The organism is Xanthobacter variabilis (genome assembly GCF_043831965.2).
Taxonomy (GTDB): domain Bacteria; phylum Pseudomonadota; class Alphaproteobacteria; order Rhizobiales; family Xanthobacteraceae; genus Xanthobacter.
Genome location: NZ_CM195533.1, coordinates 4,021,282 through 4,044,678, shown reverse-complemented (window position 1 = coordinate 4,044,678; position 23,397 = coordinate 4,021,282). Strand labels below are relative to the sequence as shown.

The 23,397-nt window shown below is 63.7% G+C and carries 22 protein-coding genes; 19 read left to right on the top strand and 3 right to left on the bottom strand.

What is annotated here, in order from left to right; translation table 11 throughout:
- The first annotated feature begins 7 nt into the window (after positions 1–7).
- The 4 genes from V5F26_RS17600 (at position 8) to V5F26_RS17585 (ending at position 4,963) form a co-directional block, all read left to right on the top strand.
- Positions 8–1,987, top strand: a complete 1,980-nt coding sequence (locus V5F26_RS17600) for a conjugal transfer protein TraG (RefSeq protein ID WP_394947229.1) — start codon at positions 8–10, stop codon at positions 1,985–1,987.
- A 5-nt stretch (positions 1,988–1,992) separates the two neighbouring features.
- Positions 1,993–2,421: a CopG family transcriptional regulator gene (locus V5F26_RS17595; RefSeq protein ID WP_394947230.1), complete on the top strand. Its 429-nt coding sequence runs from the start codon at positions 1,993–1,995 to the stop codon at positions 2,419–2,421.
- Between the two features lie 364 nt (positions 2,422–2,785).
- Positions 2,786–3,907, top strand: coding sequence for a Fic family protein (locus tag V5F26_RS17590; RefSeq protein WP_394947231.1), 1,122 nt, complete (start codon positions 2,786–2,788; stop codon positions 3,905–3,907).
- Positions 3,908–4,196: 289 nt separating this feature from the next.
- Positions 4,197–4,963, top strand: a protein-coding gene (locus V5F26_RS17585) for an IS5 family transposase (RefSeq protein ID WP_394947232.1) whose coding sequence is annotated in 2 segments (ribosomal slippage) — positions 4,197–4,506 and positions 4,506–4,963 — 768 coding nt in all. Because the reading frame shifts where the segments join, the coding sequence is not laid out codon by codon here.
- A 140-nt stretch (positions 4,964–5,103) separates the two neighbouring features.
- Here V5F26_RS17585 and V5F26_RS17580 read toward each other — a convergent pair.
- Together V5F26_RS17580 and V5F26_RS17575 are read right to left on the bottom strand one after the other, a co-directional pair.
- Positions 5,104–5,475, bottom strand: coding sequence for a TIR domain-containing protein (locus V5F26_RS17580; RefSeq protein WP_394947233.1), 372 nt, complete (start codon positions 5,473–5,475; stop codon positions 5,104–5,106).
- Positions 5,476–5,580: 105 nt separating this feature from the next.
- A complete protein-coding gene (locus tag V5F26_RS17575; protein ID WP_394947234.1) occupies positions 5,581–5,856 on the bottom strand; it encodes a hypothetical protein in 276 nt (91 codons plus the stop codon).
- A 116-nt stretch (positions 5,857–5,972) separates the two neighbouring features.
- Here V5F26_RS17575 and V5F26_RS17570 point away from each other — a divergent pair, with 116 nt between their 5' ends.
- Genes V5F26_RS17570 through V5F26_RS17550 form a run of 5 tightly spaced genes read left to right on the top strand, consistent with a single transcriptional unit; the run spans position 5,973 to position 9,670 of the window.
- On the top strand, positions 5,973–6,458 hold the full coding sequence (locus V5F26_RS17570; RefSeq protein ID WP_394947235.1) for a toll/interleukin-1 receptor domain-containing protein: 486 nt from the start codon (positions 5,973–5,975) through the stop codon (positions 6,456–6,458).
- Positions 6,459–6,511: 53 nt separating this feature from the next.
- Positions 6,512–6,901, top strand: a complete 390-nt coding sequence (locus tag V5F26_RS17565; RefSeq protein WP_394947236.1) for a TIR domain-containing protein — start codon at positions 6,512–6,514, stop codon at positions 6,899–6,901.
- Between the two features lie 41 nt (positions 6,902–6,942).
- Positions 6,943–7,491, top strand: coding sequence for a hypothetical protein (locus V5F26_RS17560; protein WP_394947237.1), 549 nt, complete (start codon positions 6,943–6,945; stop codon positions 7,489–7,491).
- Between the two features lie 19 nt (positions 7,492–7,510).
- Positions 7,511–8,503, top strand: a complete 993-nt coding sequence (locus tag V5F26_RS17555; RefSeq protein WP_394947238.1) for a caspase family protein — start codon at positions 7,511–7,513, stop codon at positions 8,501–8,503.
- A 12-nt stretch (positions 8,504–8,515) separates the two neighbouring features.
- Positions 8,516–9,670, top strand: coding sequence for a S8 family peptidase (locus tag V5F26_RS17550; protein WP_394947240.1), 1,155 nt, complete (start codon positions 8,516–8,518; stop codon positions 9,668–9,670).
- A 220-nt stretch (positions 9,671–9,890) separates the two neighbouring features.
- Here V5F26_RS17550 and dsr1 read toward each other — a convergent pair whose 3' ends face one another.
- The gene (gene dsr1 / locus V5F26_RS17545; protein ID WP_394947241.1) at positions 9,891–13,628 is read right to left on the bottom strand and encodes an anti-phage defense-associated sirtuin Dsr1; all 3,738 of its coding nucleotides are present in this window, start codon (positions 13,626–13,628) and stop codon (positions 9,891–9,893) included.
- A 461-nt stretch (positions 13,629–14,089) separates the two neighbouring features.
- Here dsr1 and trbB point away from each other — a divergent pair, with 461 nt between their 5' ends.
- The 10 genes from trbB to V5F26_RS17495 are packed head-to-tail and all read left to right on the top strand — an operon-like array spanning position 14,090 to position 23,397.
- Positions 14,090–15,076 (top strand): P-type conjugative transfer ATPase TrbB, encoded by a 987-nt coding sequence (trbB, locus tag V5F26_RS17540; protein ID WP_012112619.1) that lies wholly within the window; start codon positions 14,090–14,092, stop codon positions 15,074–15,076.
- Positions 15,073–15,405 carry a TrbC/VirB2 family type IV secretion system protein gene (locus V5F26_RS17535; RefSeq protein ID WP_394947242.1) on the top strand — a complete coding sequence of 111 codons (333 nt, stop codon included), beginning with the start codon at positions 15,073–15,075 and terminating at the stop codon, positions 15,403–15,405. Before trbB ends, V5F26_RS17535 begins: the two co-directional genes overlap by 4 nt.
- A complete protein-coding gene (locus tag V5F26_RS17530; RefSeq protein WP_394947243.1) occupies positions 15,405–15,677 on the top strand; it encodes a VirB3 family type IV secretion system protein in 273 nt (90 codons plus the stop codon). The genes V5F26_RS17535 and V5F26_RS17530 overlap by 1 nt, the downstream gene beginning before the upstream one ends.
- A 12-nt stretch (positions 15,678–15,689) precedes the next feature.
- On the top strand, positions 15,690–18,119 hold the full coding sequence (gene trbE, locus V5F26_RS17525) for a conjugal transfer protein TrbE (protein WP_394947244.1): 2,430 nt from the start codon (positions 15,690–15,692) through the stop codon (positions 18,117–18,119).
- Positions 18,116–18,850 (top strand): P-type conjugative transfer protein TrbJ, encoded by a 735-nt coding sequence (gene trbJ, locus V5F26_RS17520; protein WP_394947245.1) that lies wholly within the window; start codon positions 18,116–18,118, stop codon positions 18,848–18,850. The genes trbE and trbJ overlap by 4 nt, the downstream gene beginning before the upstream one ends.
- A gap of 9 nt (positions 18,851–18,859) precedes the next feature.
- Positions 18,860–19,120 carry a putative entry exclusion protein TrbK-alt gene (trbK-alt, locus tag V5F26_RS17515; protein ID WP_394947246.1) on the top strand — a complete coding sequence of 87 codons (261 nt, stop codon included), beginning with the start codon at positions 18,860–18,862 and terminating at the stop codon, positions 19,118–19,120.
- Entirely contained in the window at positions 19,117–20,424 is a 1,308-nt protein-coding gene (trbL, locus tag V5F26_RS17510) for a P-type conjugative transfer protein TrbL (protein WP_394947247.1), read from the top strand. Before trbK-alt ends, trbL begins: the two co-directional genes overlap by 4 nt.
- Positions 20,421–21,110, top strand: coding sequence for a conjugal transfer protein TrbF (gene trbF, locus V5F26_RS17505; protein ID WP_394947248.1), 690 nt, complete (start codon positions 20,421–20,423; stop codon positions 21,108–21,110). Before trbL ends, trbF begins: the two co-directional genes overlap by 4 nt.
- On the top strand, positions 21,107–22,159 hold the full coding sequence (gene trbG, locus V5F26_RS17500) for a P-type conjugative transfer protein TrbG (RefSeq protein ID WP_394947249.1): 1,053 nt from the start codon (positions 21,107–21,109) through the stop codon (positions 22,157–22,159). Before trbF ends, trbG begins: the two co-directional genes overlap by 4 nt.
- Complete coding sequence (locus V5F26_RS17495; RefSeq protein WP_394947250.1) at positions 22,156–23,397, top strand: TraB/TrbI/VirB10 family type IV secretion system protein; 1,242 nt, start codon at positions 22,156–22,158, stop codon at positions 23,395–23,397. Before trbG ends, V5F26_RS17495 begins: the two co-directional genes overlap by 4 nt.

Genomic DNA, 23,397 nt, shown 5'->3' with positions numbered 1-23,397 from the left:
GCGCCGCATGTCCGCGACCAAGATCCTCTGGGGCCAGATCCTCCTCGTGCTCGCCATCGTGCTCGCCACCACCTGGGGCACCACGCAGTTTGTGGCCTGGCGGCTCGGTTTCCAGGACCAGCTCGGCCCGCCCTGGTTCCTGATGGGGCCCTGGCCTGTCTATCCCCCGCCGGCCTTCTTCTGGTGGTGGTATTTCTACGACGCCTATGCGCCGGCCATCTTCACCGAGGGAGCCGTGATCGCTGCGTCCGGCGGGTTCCTGTCCATCGCCGCTGCCATCGGCCTTTCGGTGTGGCGGGCACGGGAAGCGAAGCGGGTCGAGACTTATGGCTCCGCCCGCTGGGCCGAGCCGGCGGAGATCCGGGCGGCCGGACTGCTCGGCCCCGACGGCGTGGTACTGGGGCGCCATGGCAGGGACTATCTGCGCCATGATGGACCCGAGCACGTCCTGTGCTTCGCGCCGACCCGGTCGGGCAAGGGCGTGGGTCTTGTCGTGCCCTCGCTGCTCACCTGGCCGGGCTCGGCCATCGTCCATGACATCAAGGGCGAGAACTGGCAGCTTACCGCAGGCTTCCGGGCGCGGCACGGGCGGGTGTTGCTGTTCGACCCCACCAATGTGCGGTCCTCCGCCTACAATCCCCTGCTGGAGGTCCGCCGCGGGGAATGGGAGGTGCGGGACGTCCAGAACATTGCCGACATCCTGGTGGACCCGGAAGGCTCCCTGGAAAAGCGCAACCACTGGGAGAAGACCAGCCACGCCCTCCTCGTGGGCGCCATCCTCCATGTGCTCTATGCCGAGCGGGACAAGACCCTGGCCGGTGTCGCCGCCTTCCTCTCCGATCCCCGGCGGCCCATCGAGACGAGGCTCGCGGCCATGATGACGACGGCGCACCTCGGGGAGGCGGGTCCCCATCCGGTGATCGCCAGCGCCGCCCGCGAGCTGCTCAACAAGTCCGAGAACGAGCGGTCCGGCGTGCTCTCCACCGCCATGTCCTTCCTCGGGCTTTATCGTGATCCCGTGGTCGCGGAGGTGACCCGATGCTGCGACTGGCGTATCACCGACCTTGTGGCAGGTGCCCGGCCGACCACACTCTACCTCGTCGTGCCGCCGTCTGACATCAACCGGACCAAGCCGCTCATCCGGCTCATCCTCAACCAAGTGGGGCGACGCCTCACCGAGGACCTGCAGGCGAAGGCCGGGCGCCACCGGCTGCTCCTCATGCTGGACGAGTTCCCGGCTCTCGGCCGGCTCGACTTCTTCGAGTCGGCGCTCGCCTTCATGGCGGGCTACGGGCTGAAGAGCTTCCTCATCGCCCAATCCCTGAACCAGATCGAGAAGGCCTATGGGCCGAACAACTCCATACTCGACAACTGCCATGTGCGGGTGAGCTTCGCCACCAATGACGAGCGCACCGCTAAGCGTGTCTCGGACGCCCTCGGCACCGCCACCGAGATGAAGGCCATGAAGAACTATGCCGGCCACCGGCTCTCTCCCTGGCTCGGCCACCTCATGGTCTCGCGCTCCGAGACGGCCCGCCCGCTTCTGACACCGGGCGAGGTCATGCAGCTTCCGCCCACCGATGAAATCGTCATGGTGGCCGGCACACCGCCGATCCGGGCGAAGAAGGCACGGTACTATGAAGATGAGCGGTTCAGGGAGCGGGTGCTACACCCGCCGGAGCTCACAGCCCCTCGCGATCGCCAGCCCGACGATTGGACAGTGCTCCCGTTGCCCGTGCCGTCGCAATTGAGCCTGCTGGTCGAGGGCGGTGACGATGAGGACACCACAGGTTCGGAGCAACGGCGCCAGCCGGAGCTTGCACGAGTCGAGACGGTGGAGACGTCGCAGCAAGTGCGGAACGAGTTCGAGATCGACCTGGTCGAGGAGACTGAAGACGACGTGGCCCGGACCAGTCGCATGACGGGCGTCATGCAGGGCGTCGCGCGTCAGGTCTCGCTCGATCCCAATGATGGCATGGAGCTGTGACGGTGATGGCCCCGCGCAAGAAGAAGGCGCAGATCTCGGTCTATCTTGATCCCGCGACAATGGGGCTGCTGGCCGACTATGCCGCGCGGCGCGGCCAGCCTCAGTCCCTGATCGCCGAGGCGGCCATCGCGTCCTTCCTGTCGCCGGACGCCGCGGAGCAGCGGGAAGCTGCAATCGCCAAGCGCCTCGATCAGTTGGACCGACGGATGGCCCGGCTGGAGCGGGACCTCGGCATCTCGGTCGAGACGCTGGCAGTGTTCGTGCGGTTCTGGCTGGCCACCACGCCAGCATTGCCGGAGCCGGCGGCCCAGGCAGCCCAAGCCAAGGCGGGGGAGCGATATGAGGCGTTCGTCGCGGCGCTGGGGCGCCGGCTCGCGAAGGGGCCGAGGCTGGCGCATGAGGTTTCTGAGGACAGCGGCGCTTATAAAACGTGAGAAAGGGGCCATCCGCCAGATACAGACATTGACGAGGTGTTTAAAGCCGGACGTTGTAGGTCGATCTAATCGAGCGCAACTGCACGTTCGTCCATGCTCCGATCAGATACCAGGCCACTATCTCAATTCGCTTAATCGATCAGTGGATCAATGGCTTGAAAGGCTTTCGCGAGCGATCTCCGTTGTCGAGAAATGCTGCCCGATCCGTGCCATCCTATTGCGTTTTCGGCGCCAAGGAGGAGAAAGTCGCGCCCTTCGTTCCACAATGCACTTCGGCCCCGTGGGTCGCGTGAGCCATAGGACGGCTTTCTATAAATCAGATATCGGCTAATATGCGAGCTATAGAGGGGAGACTCTATCGCTCATGGCATGGAATTGGACGCAGCCTCATTGGCCGCATTTGACCTATGATCCGGCGGCCCTTGAACCGCTGGAGCGGCACTTCCTGCTGCTCTCCGGAGAGGTGATCGGCGCGGTCCGCCACGTGGGCGACGATGACCGCGACCAATTGCGGATTGAGCTCCTCAGCGAGGAGGCGGTCAAGACCAGCGCGATAGAGGGTGAGGCCCTGGATCGCCTGAGCGTGCAATCTTCCCTGCGCCGGCAATTCGGCCTCGACACCGACGATCGCGCCGTGAAGCCGAGGGAACGCGGCATCGCGGAGATGATGGCTGATCTGTACCGGAGTTGGGCGGATCCGCTGGACGACGATACCCTGTTCCGCTGGCACCGCATGCTCATGGCAGATAGCCGGCATCTGGAGACGATCGGCGGCTACCGCCGTCATGAAGACGCGATGCAGATCGTATCCGGCCGCTACGATCGACCGACAGTGCATTTCGAGGCGCCGCCTTCGTCTCAGGTTCCCGACGAGATGACCGCCTTTCTCGCTTGGTTCAACGGCTCGGCACCGAACGGCAGCACACCGCTACCGGCCCTCACGCGTGCCGGGATGGGACATCTCTATTTCGAGAGCATCCACCCCTTTGAGGATGGTAACGGTCGGATCGGCCGCGCCGTCGCGGAAAAGTCCCTCGCGCAGAACATCGGACAACCGACGCTGATCGCACTCGCCCATACCATCGAGCAGCACCGCAAGGCCTATTATGAACAGCTGGAGGTCTATCAGCGGACGCTCGAGATCACCGGCTGGTTGATCTACTTTGCCGAAACGATCATCGCGGCCCAGCAGACGACGCTGGGCCGCGTCGCCTTCCATATCGCTAAGACGCACTTCTACGATCGTTTCCGCGACAAGATGAACGAACGCCAGGAGAAGGTGATCACCCGGCTATTTCGTGAAGGCCCGGGCGGATTCACGGGTGGCCTGAGCGCAGAGAATTACATCGCGATCACCGGCACCTCGCGTCCGACCGCTACGCGTGACCTCCACGATCTGGTCGAGAAAGGCGCCCTGACGCGAACCGGTGAGCGCCGCTATACGCGCTACCACCTGAATCTGCCGGGAACCGCTTCGAAGCCATAGCGCCAATTCGGCTCATGTCACTCACGCGATCCAGGCATAGGCTGGCTCTTTGCTGTGCCGCGCCAGAAGCAGAAGCTCGCTGCGACCACGACGAATGGCCGGTCTGGGGCCGGGAGCAGCCTGTCCGCTTTTGGTAACGGCATAACAGAAAGCAGCTATTCGGCGCGGTCGTGCCGATGGCTATACCGGCCGCATCGGCCTAGGTCCTGTTGACGAATAGACTTTGCCTTGGACGCGCGGCGTGTTTCAAAGTCGCTTTCGGAGACAGGCGGCGTTGATTCGAGACCTGATGAGTGACGAGGAGTGGGCGTTTTTCGAGCCCTTCGTGACGACACGAGGACCCCACAGCGGTCGCCGACCTCGGGATCATCGGCTGGTCCTCGACGGTGCCTTCTGGATTGCCCGAACCGGTGCCCAGTGGCGCGACCTGCCGGATTTCTTCGGTAAGTGGTCGTCGGTCTATCGCCAGTTCCGCCGATGGACCCTCGCTGGTCTGTGGGATCTCCTGCTCCATGCCTTGAACGACACCGAGGGTGTCGGCGAGACGGTCCAGATGATCGACAGCACCGTCATCCGGGCGCACCACTGTGCTGCCGGCGCAAAAGGGGGACTCCAAGACAGCGTCTTGGCCGCTCGCGAGGTGGGTTTTCGACCAAAATACATCTCCGCACCAACAGCGCTGGTCTGCCTGTAGCGGTCGACATCGCACCCGGCCAAGCCTCCGACTACACCGGCGCTTTGCCCCTCCTTGACGCCGTGGGACCGGAGCCGAAGGTTCTTCTTGCCGATCGCGGATATGATGCTGATGAAACCCGAGCAGCGATGGAAGCTCGTGGCGTCACGCCGATCATCCCGATGCGGCGGAGCCGAAAGGTCCAGGCTCCCATCGACGACTACTTCTACGCGCTCCGGAACCGGATCGAGCGTTGCTTCAACAAGTTGAAGAACTGGCGCCGTCTGGCCACCCGCTACGACAAAACCGCCGACAGCTATCTCGACTTCGTCCTCATCGCAGCCGTGCGATTATGGACCCGCGCATTCGTCAACAGGACCTAGAAAGCTACGCTTGGCATTATCCGAATCAGCTTCGTGGTCAGTCTAAGAAACTGTAAGGTTCCGGAGACGAGACGCACATTCGCGAGCGCTCCGGCGGCCGCAGCATTGAGGCCAGGAACGCAGTTGCAGAATGCTTTCCGTTACAAGCCGTCGATCCAGTTGGCGATGTTGTTCCAGGTCCAGACCATAGTGTTGACGCCGTCCAATTTGGTGCGATCGTCCTTGTAGCACCACATGCCACGAACCGGTTTGCCCTCCTCCCGGGCACACTTGATCTCCCATTTCTGGCCCGTCGACTTTAAAGAGTTCACGCTGACGAGGACTAGAATGCCGTCAGACCTTCTGATGCGGGTGAGCACTCGGGCCTTCCATTCCTCATCATAAGCCTCCTTTACCGACATGTCGATGTACTCGAACGGCGACCTCGTATTTAGCGACTGCCCCTTCAGGTAGTCGCGGCACCGAACATCCTCGATTGCAAACGCTACGAACACCACCTTCTTGTCAGCCATTCGACGCTCCAGGGAAACGAGTTCACGAACGTCCAGCCTACCGCAGGCCAGCGATTTGGACAGCACATCGACGATACAACGGATCGCACCAACTACTTCGTAGCCTCAATACCGAGCGAGCGCTCGTTTGATAATGGGCAGATATCTCCGTACCTGATCCCGATCGCTCTCCTTCTCCTTCTCGGTCAGATTACCGAACGGGGTTTCGATCTGCCTCTCCCACCTTTCCACAAGCTCGGCGGGCAGCAGACGACTACCATCGGACATCCGGGACGCCTGATCGTGAACGAAACGCTGCCAATGGGCCCAGCGCTCGTGCTCGGCCGCTGCCAGTTCGTCCATGATGGAGCCGATGAGTTGGTCGATGCTTGGCTTGTCCATGTGCGCTCCGCTGAAGTCCATCGGTACGGACACTCAAGATTTACGGGGAAATAGCAATAATTCCAATAGATCGCCGATGAAGCCGCGCTACACTTGCTGGAAACGGAGCGACTCGGATGCTGATAAAAGTATTTATCTCCCACAAGGGTTCCGATAGCGACTTGGCTGATCGGGTCGCTCGGCGAGTTCGTTCCAACGGGATGGACACCTATCTTGACACCATCGACGACGCGCTGACGAAGGATGGTCCGGATCTGGCCGACCTGCTCCTGACCCGGATGTCGTCGTGCCAACAGCTCATCGCGGTGGTCTCGTTGCAGACCAGGGACTCTTGGTGGGTGCCGTGGGAGATCGGCGTCGGCTCGGAGAAGAGCTTCCGGATGGCGAGCTATTCTGAGCAGAACGTCTCCCTTCCGAGCTATCTCACGAAATGGCCCGCGCTGCACAGCGACAGGGATGTGGACCTATACTGCCAATACTCGAAGTCGGCCTCGATCCGCCTGGCTCGCAAGATGGACGAGGTGTATACCGACGAGCGCCGCGTCCTGGTCCGCAAATCGGATGCGCAGGAGTTCCATCGTCAACTCAAGGCAGCGCTGTAGCAAGGGAATTGCGCCCAGGCACGCGTGGTTCACTGAACGGAAGAAGCATCCAAATGGCAAAGAAGAAGGTCTTCATCAGCTTCGACTACGACCACGACGAGGCGCTGAAAACATTCCTGGTCGGTCAGGCCAAATTGCCCGACAGCCCCTTCGATCTCGCGGATTGGTCGATCAAGGAGGCGATCGACGAGAACTGGCAGAAGCATGCTCGAACCCGCATCAGATCGATCGACGTAGTGTGCGTGATCTGCGGCAAGCACACCAATACTGCAACTGGCGTCAGCGCCGAGTTGAGAATAGCGCAGGCCGAATCCGTCCCGTACTTCCTGTTGGCCGGCTACTCCTCGGGCGGGAATGTGAAGCCGAGTGCGGCACTTAGCACCGACGTCATGTACGAGTGGACGTGGGAGAATTTGAAGATACTCATCAACGGTGGGCGATAGGCCCGAGACTCGATATCGGTCGACTAGGTCCGGGGGTATTCTTGAAGGTTCCGATTTTTCTCAGCAGACCCACGCCCCATCTCGCCGCTCAAGAGGCGTTCATCACCCAGTTCGCCGAGGCTCTGACGCAGCGCGGCTTCGAGCCGATCAGCATGGGGCCAGGCAGCAGCTACGATTTCGATGCGCCGCTGGTCGGCATCCGCAGGTTGCTTATGCATTGTTGCGGCTTGGTATCGATCGCTTTTCGACGCACCAAGGCGTCGATGGTAACAAAATACCCTGGCGCCGACCTCCCGGATATGACTGCGCGCGAAGACTCCGACGTTTGGCTCACCAGCCCCTATTGCCAGATCGAGCCGGCGATGGCCTTCCAGCTCGGCCTGCCCATCCTGATCATGCGCGAACGGGGAGTTCTGGCAGAAGGCGTCCTGGAGAAGGGAGTCACGGGTCTCTACCTGCCCGAGTTCAGTCTTGCCGATGGCGCCGGCTTCATCAATGGGGAGGAATGCCGCGGTCTGCTGGATCAATGGGGCGGGTACGTCAGGGCTGCTTACAAACGGCGTGGTGACCCGCCCAGACTCTACGATTGAGGACGGTGAAGGAGTTCCTATGAAACGCGCGCTGGTCGTCGGCATCGATGCCTATCCCGATAATCCGCTAACCGGCTGCGTCAACGATGCGCTGGCCATGGGCGACCTCTTGGAGACCTTGGGGAACGGGGATCCCAACTACGCAGTGCGCAGGTTGGTCAGCCAGGATTTCGATGTCACCTCCGCCCTCCTGAACAAAGCGGTCGAGCAACTGTTCGAGGGTGATGCCGAAACGGTCGCCTTCTACTTCGCGGGGCACGGGATCATTAATCGCGAGACCAACAGCGGCTACATCGTGGCCCAGGATGGACGGAAGGGAGGATGGGGTATATCTTTAAACGAGATACTCTCCTTGGCCAACAAGGCGTATCCCAAAATCAAATCCAGCGTCATCATACTGGACAGCTGCCACTCCGGTTTCGCTGGAGAGGTCCCGGCGCTGGACAGCCAAAACGTCTCCATGATCGGCACTGGTGTTACCATTTTGACGGCCAGCCATCGTGATGGTGTTGCTGCCGATGGTGAGAAGCATGGATTGTTCACCGACATCCTCCTCGCCGGTCTCAAGGGCTCGGCATCCGACATACTCGGAAACGTCACTCCGGCGGCCCTTTACTCGCTCGTAGACCAGACGCTCGGTCCCTGGGGCGGTCAGCGTCCTATCTACAAGGCGAACGTGCAGACCTTCGTAACTCTCAGGGAGGTCGCCCCAAGGATCCCGAAGGAATTCCTGCGTCGATTGCCGGAGCTGTTCCCTCATGAGGCTGCCGAGTTCGCGCTGGATCCTTCGTACGAGCCCGCACGCGACAACGTTCCGCCGGAGATAATGAACATACCGGTCGACGAGGGCCACGTGGCCATCTTCAAAGGCCTTCAGGCGTGCAACCGGAACGGCCTCGTCGTCCCCGTTGGCACGGAGCACATGTACTACGCCGCCATCGAATCGCGCAGCTGCAAGCTGACTGCGATCGGCGCGCACTACCGCAGGCTTGCCGTGAAAAAGCTCTTCTGAGGGAGGGAGTCGATGCGCAAATACGTGATAATAAGGAAGACAGAGGCCGTTGTTGGCACCACCAGGAGCATGGAGAGCACCTCGGTCCATCGAGGGCCGTCCGTGCTCTACGAGAGGCTCACGGATCAGGACGCGGCCAAGCTCGCCGGCCTCCCTGAGGTCGAGGCGATCGCCCCTGCAATGGCCATAAAGCTGATCCGACCGTTCCAGGGCTCGAGCTCTGCGAGCCGAGACGTTTGGGGGCTGCAGGCCACCGGCGCCGCGACATCCGGATTCTCGGGGGAAGGCGTCGTACCCGCGATACTCGACACCGGCATAGATGCTGCGCACCCGGCGTTCACTGGCGTGGAGCTGGAGGAGGAGGACTTCACTGGCCAAGGGAACGGTGACGTGGTCGGTCATGGTACCCACTGCGCTGGAACGGTTTTCGGTCGCGATGTCGACGGCCTTCGGATCGGCGTTGCGCGTGGGATCAAGAAGGCGCTGATCGGCAAGGTGCTCGACAACGACGGCGGCGGCGATACCCAGATGCTGGAGAACGGGATCAATTGGGCACTGAGAAGAGGCGCCAATATCATCTCGATGTCTCTGGGCTTCGATTTCCCGGGCATGGTCGAGAGCTGGATCGACGATGGCTGGCCTGCCGATCTGGCAGCCTCCAACGCCCTCGAGTCCTACCGAGTGAATCTGCGCGTCCTCGACTCGGTGATGAGCTTGACCAAGCCAAGGGGAGGTCTCCACGGTGGCGCACTAGTGGTCGCGGCATCCGGCAACGAGAGCAAGCGCGAGCAGCATCCGAATTGGCGGATCGCTGCCTCCCTGCCCGCCGCCAACGACGAGGTCATCGCTGTCGCCGCGGTGGGGCGGCGCGGCGACAGATTGGTGGTATCGGACTTCTCCAACAGCGCGGCTCTGCTGAGCGGCCCGGGTGTCGATGTGGTCTCCGCCAAGACCGGCGGTGGTCTGGACACGCTCAGTGGCACGAGCATGGCTTGTCCGCACGTGGCCGGCCTCGCAGCGCTCTGGTGGGAGGCGACCCGCCGTGGCGGTCGCATACCCACGGCGATCAATGTCCGTTCGGCTCTGATAGGCAGTGCTCGGCGGGAGGCCTTCGCGGGCGCCGATGCGGAGGCGGATATCGGGCAGGGGCTCGCTACCGCACCGTGACGGCGCAATCGATGTCGGCACACACTACACCCATCTTGTTTTCGCTTTGCCTTGACGCTGCTGTCTGCTTTTGGGACCTCGCAAAGGCTCGCCGAACGACCAAAATGGGGGCGCTTTGCTGACAGACGGCTCCGGGGCCGGGAGCGGAACGTCTGGTGTTGACTGGGTTTGATAACAAGCTGCCATTCGGCGCAGTTCGGGGCAGGCATAAAGAGCGCAACTAAAGCGACTGTCCCGTCTGTCGAACAATCGTCTCCAGACGGACGAATCGCGGGTCGGCGATTGCAGCTGGCCACGATTCACGCACTGCGATGAGACAGTTGCGAAGCTCGCCCGCAGCCCATGGCTGTTCGCCAGTCACGATAAAGTCGATAAACTCCAGCGTCTGCTGCGGGAAGATTTCACAATGGCCAGCTCCCAGCAGGAGCGAGAGCGTGTAGTCGGGATGCGGCAAGGGTAGCAGCCAGCTGCGAAGCGAAGCGAGCGCCTCGGGAAACGCAGCTCCAGAGGCGATTACCAACTGCGCGAACTTCTCGGCTACCGGCGGCGTCCTGATGTCCTGGGACTTTGGCCATATGGCGTTAAGAAACGGCCTTGCTCTGTTTTGCCAATATTCAACCCTGCGGTCGGCTGCCGCTTGTAGCCCATCCACTAGGGTTTGGACAGCACGTACCAGGCCTTCATGAGGCAAGCTTGCCATGGCGGCACGCAGCTGTGCTTTGGTGAATATCTCACCCTCGTCCAGCGCCACGACGGTCAGAAGCGCTGCATATTGCTCTGCCATCTGATCCAATTCGTTGTAATGGCGTGAGGTCTCGAGAAAATAGTCCTTGATATCTTCAATCAACGGCCGATAGATTCGCGGCGACCACAGGAAGCCGATCCAAGCAATTCGAGCGGCGGCCGGAAACAGATGCCAATCAAATTGTGGCAGGAGCCACCGCGCGCTCCACGCGCGGTCAACACGAAACAAGGTAATGGTGTTGGTGCACAGAACCAGGCGCCCATGAATGTAGGCTGAGACCGAGAGGTCGCAGATCGAGGTCAGTATGTCCGCAAATTCAGTGGTTAGTCCCTGGTCATCTTCCAGCTCGCCTGAATACCAATGATCGAGGATAGCTTCTGTTGTCATGCCAACCGGATGGTTGATCGCCACAGTAATGGCGTCGGCGCTCCTATGGTCGCTGTCGTCACGAGGAATGGCAAGGATGCGGCGCGCCAGCACAAAGAACTGATCGCTCTGGTCGGCGACAGACTTGGCGACGGCCTTGAGCCACCACGCGATCGCGTGATCGATCTCAGCAATCACCGCGTCCGGGGCGCTTGCAAGGGGCCGAGCCATCACACGCCATGAGCGCGGGACGAGCTCCTTCTCAGACCACGCCTGCAGCGCTTGCCGCCAGCGGACCGGTACCCACTCGCCGCGCGCTGCTAGGTGCAAAAGCGCGGTAGCCGTCCTCCTAAAGTCTTGGCGACACCGGTCCCGCCAATCATCCTCCTGACGAAAATCATCCCGATCCTTGTGCTCGCGCAGCCACGCAACAAGCTCCTTGGTGGTCGCAGGTGTCGCCGAATATTGGCTCCATGACCCATCACTACCCATCCAGACAGGAAATTCATCACGCTCGTCGGCGGGTGCCCACTGGGGATAGGTTTCGGCTAGTGATTGAACTCGCTGTGCCGCGTCTGTCACCAAGTGGCCGCCGGCATCCCTGAACGCGGTTAGCCGAAACCAGATATTGCGGTCGACGATGCGATCCAGCGTTGCGGGCTCGCGGTCTTCGGCAAACATGTCGACCGGCGGGCCCCGCAGGATAGCATGCTGAAGCCTCTCCGATTCTCCTGGTGGCAGCACCGGCGCCAGGACCACGATCAGGCGCATTGCTTCGCGGCGCGTTTCGATCGACCACAGCCACCAGCAATCCTCGGACAGCAGTCTCTCAAGTGCTTCCGCTTGCGGGAAAAGGTCATACCGCGCCGCCAGCGCGAACAGGCCAAGCCGCTTGAAGACCGGATAAGGAAGTTCGAACCAGCGGCGCGCTTCGCGAAGCGCCCGCGGCGGCGCGCGGTCGGCCGCCGCCAGCCATGAGTCGCGAGCCAAGTCGATAAGGGCAGTCCAGTCGTGATATTTGAGATTCTGCGGATGCTCAGCGATTGAGGGCTGTTGCCAATAGGAGTGATCCGAGCGGTCATCCGCCGCCTGCAACTCGCGCATGATGTCCATTGCGTCGAATAGCAATTCCGTGGCGTCGCTCAGCAGATTGGGCAGTGCGTTGTGCCATTCTGTGCTCTTGCCGATGTCTCTGAGCGCGGTGTGCACGTGGTTCGCTGCAAGGACGAGTTCCCATTCGACCAACTGATCGGCCCGCTGGTGCGCACCTCCGTCTTCCCGGTCTTCATTCTCATCCGAATAGCGGTAGGGGGCCCGAATCCGAACCCGCGGTGACAATATCTCACGCATTTGCATGCGTAGCAGAGCCGTCAGCCCCGAGCGCTTCAGCCGTTTCACCCACGAATAGATGTCGAAGTGCATCGTCCGGTCGGAAAGGCGGCCCCCGAGAACGATGCGCCAAAGCGCCGCCATCGCCGGAGAAGGAGGCCGGTCATTCAGTTCGTTCTCGAGGAAGACGCGGAAGTTATCGTCGACACGTCCGCCCTGGTTGGCAACCCAGATCAGCAATTCCGGATTGTCGACATGACGGGCGAGCCAACGCGCAATGTAGGACATCACATTGTCCCAGCGCGAGAATGTACGATCCGAATAGTGAACCAGTCGCATCCATGGCGAGCGCATGTAGGGCGCGGGACGCGAGGTCAGGCTGTAGGACAGTTTCTTGTCTTCGAGCTCGGCCGGGCGGACACCGAAGCGGATAAGATCGCGATGTCCGAACCGATCTTCGGCCAGAGCCGAAAGCCATTCGATTGATGGAAGCGGATCGTGCACCGTAAGCACTTTAGCGGGCAGGCCACTCTCGTCGCAAAGCGCCCAAAGCATCCTGCCGACAAAGTTGTCCTGCCTGGTGCTACCTGTCGGCTTCAATGAGGCGTATCGCGAGACAATAGCTTCTTTGCCGCGGACACCATCCCGATAGGTCTCAGCCCATGCGTGCAGGGTTTGATGGAGCAACGTGTGACGATTTTGGTTCCGGTAGAGGATTGGGGTCACGTTCTTCGCACCCCAATCCTCGGCGCTTTGCTCCTCTTTGCCTCGCGCGTGGTTGCCAAACGCAAAGACCTCGATAGGCGCCTCGCCAAGCAGCCGGTCGGCAGCAAGCGCGTCCATCATGTAGCGCATGACGGGATCGTTTATGCTGTAACCAACGAAGCACACGGTATGATTGCGAAATAGTTCGCTGACAAAGCGCGCTGCCCAGCGTTCGGTCAGGTAGGCAAGACCGAAATCACCGCTGGAGATGACCAGGCGATCGAGGTCCGACTGGGTCGGGCTTTCCGGCAGTCGTCCATGAAGGTATACAACGCCATCCCACTTCTTTTTCGGGACAGGCAGAAGCGGCGCCGCAAATCCATCCAGCGTGACGCCACGTCGACGTGCCGCCTCGTCGAATAGGCGATCGAAGTTCGTCGTGATCAGGCGCGAATGGCCGGTCTTATTCCTGGCAAGCGTGAGCAGTGCCTCATGCGTTCTTGTTGCACCGGGAAGAGCTAGATTTGGGGTCAGAATCTTCGCCAGCGCATGGCGAACCGCGGATCGGCCATCCACCAGCCGGCTTTCGAGAAGGCTTATGGTGGTTTCGTACTGACTCCCGTCGAGCGCTGCCCGTTCAAGGGTGCTCGGCGTTTCACCGAGGTCAGCGTAGATGCGGCTGACGAGCCCATGAAAGCCCGGCAAATTTGCGGGATAAGATATGCCGGCACCGCAAAAAAACACCACGCGGCCATCTTCATGCGCCTGCAGCAGTGCTTCCGGCACATCTGGGCCATTCTTAGTGAACTGCATCTAGGGGATACCTCGCAGCGTCAAGTTTCAAGCACCCGCGTGGTGGGGGCAAGCACATTGCGCTCGTTGTCCCCGCTGCAGAAAGGGGGGCGTACGACGGTCGAGATGCAATACGGACGGCTTTCTGCGTCGCATGCCTGAGTCCGGACGGCCCGTCTCCAATCGCCGCCATTTTAACGGCGGCCGGCTGATGTCCGCTTTCAGGCAGTTGTGGCATAGTTTCCAGTGACCGATATGGGGGCGCAAAGCGGACGTCTCTGAAAGGGCAGTCGAGGGTTGGCAAAGGGTCAACGGCGCCGATTTCTGGTAACCGCGAGATCTGAGCGAATCGCCGTTCTCCTGTCTTTGCACGCCACACTGCGATAACTCATTCTCCTTGTTGAAACTCCTCCGTTTCCCCCTTCTTTAATCATCTCCGTCCGGGAAGCCCCTGCATCCTTCCCGGTGTGGGCGAGGATGATATGGCGGGTTCAGTTCACAATCCGGAGGGCCTGACGCGCGGCGTACGTATGTTGCGCACCGCGCTCGGCCCGGTGATTTCCCGCCTTCTCGATGAGCCGGCCGTCGTCGAGGTCATGCTCAACCCCGATGGCCGCCTCTGGGTCGACCGGCTGTCCGAAGGCCTCTCAAGCACGGGCGAGCGGCTGGCGGCTGGAGACGGCGAGCGGATCATCCGCCTCGTCGCGCACCATATCGGCGCCGAGGTCCATGCCGGTGCCCCGCGGCTCTCCGCCGAGCTTCCTGGGACCGGTGAGCGCTTCGAAGGCCTTCTCCCGCCCGTCGTCGCAGCTCCGACCTTTGCGATCCGCAAGCCCGCCGTCGCGGTGTTCACGCTCGACGACTATGTGGCCTCGGGCATCATGTTGGCAGCGCAGGCCGACGCCCTGCGCGAGGGCGTCGCTTCCCGCGCCAACATTCTGGTGGCCGGCGGCACCTCCACCGGCAAGACCACCCTCACCAATGCCCTCCTCGCCGAAATCACTAAGACCTCCGAGCGGGTCATCCTGATCGAGGACACCCGCGAGCTCCAGTGCGCCGCGCCCAATCTCGTGGCCTTGCGCACCAAGGATGGCATCGCGTCGCTCTCAAACCTCGTACGTTCTTCGCTCCGCCTGCGGCCCGACCGCATCCCGATCGGTGAGGTGCGCGGCGCGGAGGCCCTTGACCTCCTGAAAGCGTGGGGGACGGGCCACCCTGGCGGCATCAGCACCATCCACGCCGGCAGCGCCATGGGCGCCCTGCGACGCCTGGAGCAGCTCATCCAGGAAGCCGTCGTCACCGTCCCACGCGCTCTGATCGCCGAGACCATCGACCTGATCGCTGTGCTCTCCGGTCGTGGCACCGCCCGCCGGCTAACCGAACTCGCCCGCGTCGAAGGCCTCGGTCCCGACGGCGACTACCGGATCTCTCCCGCTGTCCCTCCTGCTGAAGAAGGAACCTCCCCGTGACTCCGAACCGCGTTTCCTTTGATCGCCGCCTGCTGCGAACCGCTGCTGCAATCGCCGCCTTCGCCTGCGCAGTGTCTGCCGCCCACGCCTCCGGCTCCTCCATGCCCTGGGAGACGCCGCTGCAGTCCATCCTGGAGTCCATCCAGGGGCCCGTCGCCAAGATCATCGCGGTGATCATCATCATCTCCACCGGTCTCGCGCTCGCCTTCGGCGACACGTCGGGCGGGTTCCGGCGGCTGATCCAGATCGTGTTCGGCCTCTCCATCGCCTTCGCCGCCTCCAGCTTCTTCCTCTCCTTCTTCTCCTTCAGCGGCGGAGCGCTGGTCTGATGGCGGGCGATGCCGGCGAGGTGCCGGGCTTCTCCGTCCCGATCCATCGGGCTCTGAGCGAACCGATCCTGCTCGGCGGGGCGCCGCGGGCGCTCGCCATCTTCAACGGCACGCTCGCCGGTGCTGTCGGGCTGGGCCTGAGGCTGTGGCTCGTGGGCCTGGCGCTCTGGGCGATTGGTCATCTCACCGCCGTCTGGGCGGCCAAGCGCGATCCGCTCTTCGTCGACGTGGTGCGTCGGCATCTGCGCATCTCCTCCCACCTATCGGTCTGAGGGGCGCGCAATATGATGAACCTCGCCGAGTATCGCCGACACGGGAGCCGGCTCGCGGACTATTTGCCGTGGGCGGCCCTGGTCGGTCCTGGCCTCGTCCTCAACAAGGATGGCAGCTTCCAGCGCACCGCGTGCTTCCGTGGGCCAGACCTCGAATCCGCGGTGCTAGCTGAGCTGGTGGCGGTGGCGGGTCGCCTCAACAGCACCTTCCGCCGCCTCGGCTCCGGCTGGGCACTGTTCGTGGAAGCCCAGCGGCACGAGGCGGGAGCCTATCCCGAGAGCCTGTTTCCCGATCCGGCTTCCGCGTTGGTGGATGCCGAGCGGAAGGCCGGGTTCGCCGAGGCCGGAATCCATTTCGAGTCGAGCTACTTTCTCACCTTCGCTTGGCTCCCCCCGGCGGAGGATGCCGCGCGGGCGGAGAGCTGGCTCTATGAGGGGCGTGGGGACGAGGGTGTCGATCCTCATGAAGCATTGGATGGCTTCGTCGATCGGACAGACCGCGTGCTCCGGCTGGTCGAGAGCTTCATGCCGGAGTGTCGCTGGCTCGATGACACGGAGACCCTGACCTATCTGCACGGATGTGTCTCGACCCGGCACCAGCGGGTGCGTGTCCCCGAAACGCCCATGTATCTGGACGCGCTCCTCGCCGATCAGCCACTGACCGGCGGGCTTGAGCCCATGCTCGGGGACCAGCACCTGCGCGTGCTCACCATCGTCGGCTTTCCCACGGCAACCACGCCCGGGATCCTCGACGATCTCAACCGGCTGGCCTTTCCCTATCGCTGGTCAACCCGCGCCATCCTCCTCGACAAGACCGACGCCACCAGGCTCCTCACGAAGATCCGCCGGCAGTGGTTCGCCAAGCGCAAGTCCATCGCCGCCATCCTTAAGGAGGTGATGACCAACGAAGCGTCGGTACTGGTGGATTCGGATGCCGCCAACAAGGCGGAGGACGCAGATCTCGCCTTGCAGGAGCTCGGCGCCGACCATGCCGGCATCACCTATGTCACCGCCACAGTGACGGTCTGGGACGCCGATCCCCGCATCGCGGACGAGAAGCTCCGGCAGGTGGAGAAGGTGATCCAGGGCCGGGACTTCACGGCCATGGTGGAGACCCTCAATGCAGTGGAGGCCTGGCTGGGCAGCCTGCCGGGACACGTCTACGCCAATGTCCGCCAGCCTCCCGTCTCCACCCTCAACCTCGCCCACATGATCCCGCTCTCCGCCGTCTGGGCCGGAGACGAGCAGGACGGGCATTTTGCAGCGCCGCCGCTGTTCTACGGCAAGACGGAAGGGGCGACCCCGTTCCGCTTCTCGCTCCATGTGGGGGATGTGGGGCACACGCTGGTGGTGGGGCCGACCGGCGCCGGCAAGTCGGTGCTGCTGGCGCTCATGGCCTTGCAGTTCCGGCGCTATGCCGGAGCCCAGGTGTTCGCCTTCGACTTCGGCGGCAGCATCCGCGCCGCAGCCCTCTCCATGGGCGGGGACTGGCACGATCTCGGCGGAGGTCTTGCCGAGGAGAGCATCGCCCTCCAGCCGCTTTCCCGCGTGGATGAGCTACCCGAGCGCACCTGGGCCGCCGACTGGATCTCGGCGATCCTCACCCGCGAAGGTGTCTCCATCACCCCGGAGGTGAAGGAACACATCTGGTCGGCCCTGAGTTCTCTGTCCTCCGCGCCAGTGGAAGAGCGCACGCTGACCGGCCTGGCGATCCTCCTCCAGTCCAACGCACTGAAGCAGGCGCTGCGACCCTATTGCCTCGGCGGTGCCCATGGCCGGCTGCTCGATGCCGAGGCCGAGCATCTGGGGCAAGCCTCCGTCCAGGCCTTCGAGACCGAGGGGCTGATCGGCACCAGCGCGGCGCCGGCTGTCCTCTCCTATCTCTTCCACCGCATCGAAGATCGGCTCGACGGGTCTCCCACCCTCCTCATCATCGACGAGGGATGGCTGGCGCTCGATGACCCGGGCTTTGCCGGGCAGCTTCGGGAATGGCTGAAGACCCTGCGCAAGAAGAACGCCAGCGTGGTGTTCGCCACGCAGTCCCTCTCGGACATCGACGGTTCCGCCGTCGCCCCCGCCATCATCGAGAGCTGCCAGACGAGGCTGCTGCTCCCCAACGAGCGAGCGATCGAGCCCCAGATCACTGCCATCTATCGCCGCTTCGGTCTCAACGACCGGCAGATCGAGATCCTCGCACGGGCGACGCCCAAGCGGGACTATTACTGCCAGTCCCGGCGCGGCAACCGCCTGTTCGAGCTTGGGCTCTCCCAGGTGGCGCTCGCTCTCTGTGCCGCTTCGTCAAAAACCGACCAGACGGCCATCGCGCAGATCCTCGCCGAGCACGGCCACGACGGCTTCCTTTCCGCTTGGCTCCGGCATCGCGGTCTTGGCTGGGCCGCCGATCTCATCCCCACCCTCGACAATCTGGAGCCACGCTCATGATCCGCCGTTCGTTGCGGGCGGCGCTCGTCGCCGCGCCGCTCCTCATCTGCCCGCTGGCGCCGGCCGTGGCGCAGTACGTGGTCTATGACCCCTCCAACTATGCCCAGAACGTCCTTCAGGCCGCTCGGGCGCTGCAGCAGGTCACCAACCAGATCACCTCGCTGCAGAACGAAGCGCAGATGCTGATCAACCAGGCCCGCAATCTTGCGAACCTGCCTTATTCCTCCATCAGCGCCTTCCAGCAGGCGGCCCAGCGCACTCAGCAATTGCTCGGTCAGGCGCAGAAGATCGCCTATGATGTCGGCTCCATCGACCGGGCCTTCCAGAGCCAGTACGGCTCCGTCTCCCTGAGCGCCTCGGATGCCACGCTCATCTCCCAGGCGAAGACCCGTTGGGAGACCACGCTCGCAGGGCTTCAGGATGCGATGCGGGTCCAAGCCGGTGTCGTCGGCAATCTCGACACCAACCGGGCACAGTCCTCGACCTTGGTGGACCAGAGCCAAGCGGCAACCGGCGCGCTGCAGGCCATGCAGGCCGGAAACCAGCTTCAGGCGCTCCAGGCGCAGCAACTCTCCGACCTCACCGCCGTGGTCACGGCCAACGGCCGGGCACAGGCTCTGTCGGAAGCCGAGCGGGCAACTGCCGTCTCGGAAGGCCAGGAGCGCTACCGGCGCTTCTCTACCCAGTCGAGCTATCAGCCCGCCGCCGTCACCATGTTCCACGGCAAGTGAGGCGTGGCCATGGACCGGGACACCGCGCTTCGAACCTTCATCGTCGCCGGCCTGGTGGGCGCGGTGCTGGCAGCGCTCGCTGCCGCCGCAGGTCGACGACCGGAGCCCAAGGTCGTCGTAAGCGGAAAGACGCCGCCCATCTCCTCTGCGGATCTCAAGAGCTGCGCCCAGATCGAGGTGGTCGACCCCATCGATCCGCGCTGCGCCGCGCTCTGGGAGCAGAACCGCCGCCGCTTCTTCGGCAAGGCTGTTGAGGGAGTGACCCGATGAACGACGTAGGGGTCATCGACACCTTCCTCAACACCTTCACCAGCTACATCGATTCCGGCTTCGGCCTGATCACGGGCGAGGTGACGGGCCTCTCCTCCATCCTCATCGCCTTCGACATCACGCTCGCCGGCCTGTTCTGGGCCTGGGGCGCCGACGAGGACGTGATGCGCCGGCTGGTCAAGAAGACCCTCGCCATCGGCTTCTTCGCCTGGATGATCGGCAACTTCAATTCTCTGGCCCAGATCGTCTTCGAGAGCTTCGCCGGGCTCGGCCTCAAGGCCGGCGGATCCGCCATCAGCACCGCGGACTTCCTGCGGCCGGGGCGTCTTGCGGAAGTGGGGCTCTCCGCCGGCCAGCCGATGCTGGATGCGGCAAGCCAGCTCACTGGGCCGGTGGCAATCTTCGTCAATGCCGTGCAGATCGCCGTGCTGCTCATCTCCTGGCTCTTGATCCTGATCGCCTTCTTCATCCTGGCGGTGCAGCTCTTCGTCACCCTCATCGAGTTCAAGCTGACGACGCTCGCGGGCTTCATCCTCATCCCCTTCGCCTTCTTCGGCAAGACCGCCTTCCTCGCCGAGAAGGTGCTCGGCAACATCGTGGCGTCGGGCGTGAAAGTGATGGTGCTCGCCGTCATCGTCGGCATCGGCTCGGGGCTGTTCTCCCAATTCACCTCGAGCTATGGCGATGCCCAGCCGACCATCAGCCAGGCGCTGTCCGCCGTTCTGGCCGCACTGGCGCTTCTGGGCCTCGGCATCTTCGGTCCCGGAATCGCAACGGGCCTGATCACGGGCGCGCCCCAGCTCGGGGCCGGTGCTGCCGTGGGGGCCGGGCTTGCCGCGGGTGGTGTCGCGCTCGCAGGAGCCGGTGCCGCGGGCCTCGCCGCTCGCGGGGCCGGCGCGGCGCTCTCCGGGACCGCTGCCGCCGCGCAAGCGGGAGCGAGCCTCGCTGGAAGCGCAGCATCTGCGTACGGCGCCGGCGCTACTGGCCAGTCGGGTCTTTCCGGCGTCGCCAGCGGCCTTGGCGGCATGGCCAGGGCAGCCGGTGCGGCAGCGACATCTCCCCTGAGGCGCTCCGCTGACGCCGCTGGCGAGACGGCATCCGCCTCCGCCGGCCCGAGTCCCGCGCCGTCGAGCGCTCCTGCTCCGACCAGTGCCTCCACCAGCGATGTCCCCGATTGGGCGCGGCACATGCGGCGCTCCCAGCAGATGTCCCATGGGATCCAGGCCGCCACTCACGCGGTGCGATCCGGCGACAGCCACGGCGGCGGATCGTCCATTTCCCTCTCTGAAAGTGATCGCCTATGACCCCCTTCAAGCGACCCGCGGTCCATTACGGCCGTTCCCCCGAACCTGAGACGCCCTATCAGCGGGCCGCCCAAGTCTGGGATAATCGCATCGGCTCCGCCCGGGTCCAGGCGAAGAACTGGCGCCTCATGGCCTTCGGCTGCCTCGCATTGTCCACGGGGCTCGCCGGTGCACTTGCATGGCACGCCCTGGGCGGCTCGGTAGTCCCCTGGGTCGTTCAGGTGGACAAGCTCGGGCAGGCGCAGGCCGTGGCGCCCGCCGCCGCGAACTTCCGCCCGTCCGATCCCCAGATCGCCTTCCACCTTGCCCGCTTCATCGAGGAGGTGCGCAGCATCTCCGCCGATCCGGTCATCGTGCGGCAGAACTGGCTGAGGGCTTACGCCTATACGACCCAGGCTGGCGCCGTCGCCCTCAACGATTACGCCCGCGCCGACGATCCCTTCGCCCGGGTCGGCAAGCAGCAGGTGGTGGTGGAGGTCTCGAGCGTCATCCGCGCCTCACCGGACTCCTTCCGCATCGCCTGGACCGAGCGCCGCTACCAGGACGGCAGCCTCGCCAACACCGCCCGCTGGAGCGCCATCCTCACCGTCGTGGTGCAGGCACCGCGCGATGCCGAGCGCCTGCGCGCCAATCCCCTCGGGATCTACGTCAACGCCATCAACTGGTCGAAGGAACTCGCCCAATGACGCCTGCCGTCCGCACTTCCGGGAGGCCGGCTCTCCGTGTCCTCTCCATTCCGGATTTCCGTAAGTCTGGCTTGCCGCTTCTGCTGCTTTGCACGTCAGCGCTCGCTGGGTGCGCCACATTCCAGAAGCCGCCGGAGATCGCCTATGACGATGCCCCGCCCGCCGTCTTCAAGGCCGAGCCGGCCGGCCCGGTGCGGATCGTGGAACTGCCGAAGCCACTGCCTCTGCCAGGTCAGCTGAAGCCCGTGGGCAAGAATGGGAAGGCTGAGCCCGAGCTGGCCGATCCGAGGGCCCGCGTCACGCAGGCCAATGCGGCCGCGCGCGTTCAGCCGGTGAGCGACGGCTTCATCAATTCCATGCAGGTCTATCCCTTCGTGGAGGGCGCTCTCTATCAGGTCTACGCCGCGCCTGGGCAGGTCACCGACATCGCGCTTCAGCCTGGTGAGCAACTGGTCGGCTCTGGGCCGGTGGCTGCCGGTGACACGGTGCGCTGGATCATCGGCGACACCGAGAGCGGGACAGGGGCTTCCAAGCAGGTCCACATCCTGGTGAAGCCCACCCGGCCGGACCTCACCACCAATCTCGTCATCAACACCAATCTGCGCACCTATCACATGGAGCTGCGCTCCACCGAGAAGACCTACATGGCCTCGGTCTCCTGGCAATATCCTCAGGGCCAGCTCATCGCCCTGCGGCGCCAGAATGCCGAAGCGCAAGCAGTGCAGCCCGTCGCCACCGGCATCGACCTCACGCGGGTGAACTTCCGCTACGAGGTCTCGGGCGACCGGGCACCCTGGCGGCCGCTGCGGGCCTTCGACGACGGCCAGCAGGTCTTCATCGAGTTTCCGCGCGGCATCGGCCAGGGCGAGATGCCGCCGCTCTTCGTGGTGGGCCCCGAGGGCGACACCTCCGAGCTCGTGAACTATCGCGTGCGCGGCAATTACATGATCGTGGACCGGCTCTTCGCCGCGGCCGAGCTGCGCTTTGGCGCCGACAAGAACCAGAAGCGCGTCCGCATCTCCCGCACCGACGGGAGGCCGGTCCTATGAGCGGTATCGATCCCGGAAAGGAGAAAGGACCGGACCCGGCAGATAACGCCGAGCCGCTGACGGGGGAGGCTGCGGCGGCCATGCGGCTGCGGCCGGAGCCGCCGCGGGTGACTCGCCTGTCCCGCAAGGTGCTGGCCGGGCTGGGGCTGGTTGCGGGGCTCGGGATCGGCGGTGCGCTGATCTACGCCTTGCAAGCGCGGAAAGATCACGGACCCGGCCAGGAACTCTACGCCACCGACATCAAGGCAACGCCCGACGGGCTCGCTGGCCTTCCCAAGGATTACACAGGTATCCCGAAGCTGGGGCCGCCGCTGCCGGGCGACCTCGGCCGGCCGATCCTCAATGCACAGACGGCGGCCCAGCCGCCGGTCCCCACGATGGGAGGTATGCCCAATCCTGCCCTCAGTCCCGATGAGCAGCGCCAGCAGCAGGAAAGCGAGGCGGCGCGGACCGGGCGGCTGTTTGCCCGGACTAATACGCGGCCGGCGAGCCCGATTGTGGCGCAACAGGCGAGCGTCACTTCGGTGCCAGCTGCGACACCTGCCCCGGACCTCACGTCTCTTGGTCTTGCCCCCCAGGGGGCGACACCAAAAGCCCAAGATCGCCAGCTCGCCTTCCTCAACCAGGCAGTGGACCGACGCACGGTATCGCCAGACCGTGTGGTGGCTCCGGCCTCTGCCGCCATCTTGCAGGCGGGCGCCGTCATTCCCGCGGCGCTGATCACCGGAATTCGTTCTGACCTGCCGGGGCAGATCACGGCCCAGGTCACCGAGAATGTCCATGACAGCCCGACCGGACGGATCCTCCTGATCCCTCAAGGCACCCGCATCATTGGGCAGTACGACAATGGCGTCGGCTTCGGACAGCGCCGGGTGCTGCTCGTCTGGAACCGGCTGATCTTCCCCAATGGCCGCTCCATCGTGCTGGAGCGCCAACCCGGAGCTGACGCTGAAGGCTATGCCGGGCTTGAGGATGGGGTCGACTACCACTGGGGCGAGCTGTTCAAGGCCGCGGTGCTCTCCACCATCCTGAGTGTTGGGGCGAGCGAGGGCTCGTCCGGTAGCGACAGCGATCTCGTCAGCGCACTGAAGGAAGGCGCCTCCGACAGCATCAGCCAGACTGGCCGCCAGATCGTCCAGCGCCAGCTCAATATTGCGCCGACGCTGACCATCTGGCCGGGATTCCCGGTGCGGGTCATCGTCACCCGTGATCTCGTTCTTGAACCCTATGGAGGCTGA

What these genes read in the sequence shown, in the direction of transcription:
- V5F26_RS17600 (WP_394947229.1), top strand. Translation starts at nt 8, where the DNA reads ATGTCCGCGACCAAGATCCTCTGGGGCCAGATCCTCCTCGTGCTCGCC.
- V5F26_RS17595 (WP_394947230.1), top strand. Translation starts at nt 1,993, where the DNA reads ATGGCCCCGCGCAAGAAGAAGGCGCAGATCTCGGTCTATCTTGATCCC.
- V5F26_RS17590 (WP_394947231.1), top strand. Translation starts at nt 2,786, where the DNA reads ATGGCATGGAATTGGACGCAGCCTCATTGGCCGCATTTGACCTATGAT.
- V5F26_RS17580 (WP_394947233.1), bottom strand. Translation starts at nt 5,475, where the DNA reads ATGGCTGACAAGAAGGTGGTGTTCGTAGCGTTTGCAATCGAGGATGTT.
- V5F26_RS17575 (WP_394947234.1), bottom strand. Translation starts at nt 5,856, where the DNA reads ATGGACAAGCCAAGCATCGACCAACTCATCGGCTCCATCATGGACGAA.
- V5F26_RS17570 (WP_394947235.1), top strand. Translation starts at nt 5,973, where the DNA reads ATGCTGATAAAAGTATTTATCTCCCACAAGGGTTCCGATAGCGACTTG.
- V5F26_RS17565 (WP_394947236.1), top strand. Translation starts at nt 6,512, where the DNA reads ATGGCAAAGAAGAAGGTCTTCATCAGCTTCGACTACGACCACGACGAG.
- V5F26_RS17555 (WP_394947238.1), top strand. Translation starts at nt 7,511, where the DNA reads ATGAAACGCGCGCTGGTCGTCGGCATCGATGCCTATCCCGATAATCCG.
- V5F26_RS17550 (WP_394947240.1), top strand. Translation starts at nt 8,516, where the DNA reads ATGCGCAAATACGTGATAATAAGGAAGACAGAGGCCGTTGTTGGCACC.
- dsr1 (WP_394947241.1), bottom strand. Translation starts at nt 13,628, where the DNA reads ATGCAGTTCACTAAGAATGGCCCAGATGTGCCGGAAGCACTGCTGCAG.
- trbB (WP_012112619.1), top strand. Translation starts at nt 14,090, where the DNA reads ATGGCGGGTTCAGTTCACAATCCGGAGGGCCTGACGCGCGGCGTACGT.
- V5F26_RS17530 (WP_394947243.1), top strand. Translation starts at nt 15,405, where the DNA reads ATGGCGGGCGATGCCGGCGAGGTGCCGGGCTTCTCCGTCCCGATCCAT.
- trbE (WP_394947244.1), top strand. Translation starts at nt 15,690, where the DNA reads ATGATGAACCTCGCCGAGTATCGCCGACACGGGAGCCGGCTCGCGGAC.
- trbJ (WP_394947245.1), top strand. Translation starts at nt 18,116, where the DNA reads ATGATCCGCCGTTCGTTGCGGGCGGCGCTCGTCGCCGCGCCGCTCCTC.
- trbK-alt (WP_394947246.1), top strand. Translation starts at nt 18,860, where the DNA reads ATGGACCGGGACACCGCGCTTCGAACCTTCATCGTCGCCGGCCTGGTG.
- trbL (WP_394947247.1), top strand. Translation starts at nt 19,117, where the DNA reads ATGAACGACGTAGGGGTCATCGACACCTTCCTCAACACCTTCACCAGC.
- trbF (WP_394947248.1), top strand. Translation starts at nt 20,421, where the DNA reads ATGACCCCCTTCAAGCGACCCGCGGTCCATTACGGCCGTTCCCCCGAA.
- trbG (WP_394947249.1), top strand. Translation starts at nt 21,107, where the DNA reads ATGACGCCTGCCGTCCGCACTTCCGGGAGGCCGGCTCTCCGTGTCCTC.
- V5F26_RS17495 (WP_394947250.1), top strand. Translation starts at nt 22,156, where the DNA reads ATGAGCGGTATCGATCCCGGAAAGGAGAAAGGACCGGACCCGGCAGAT.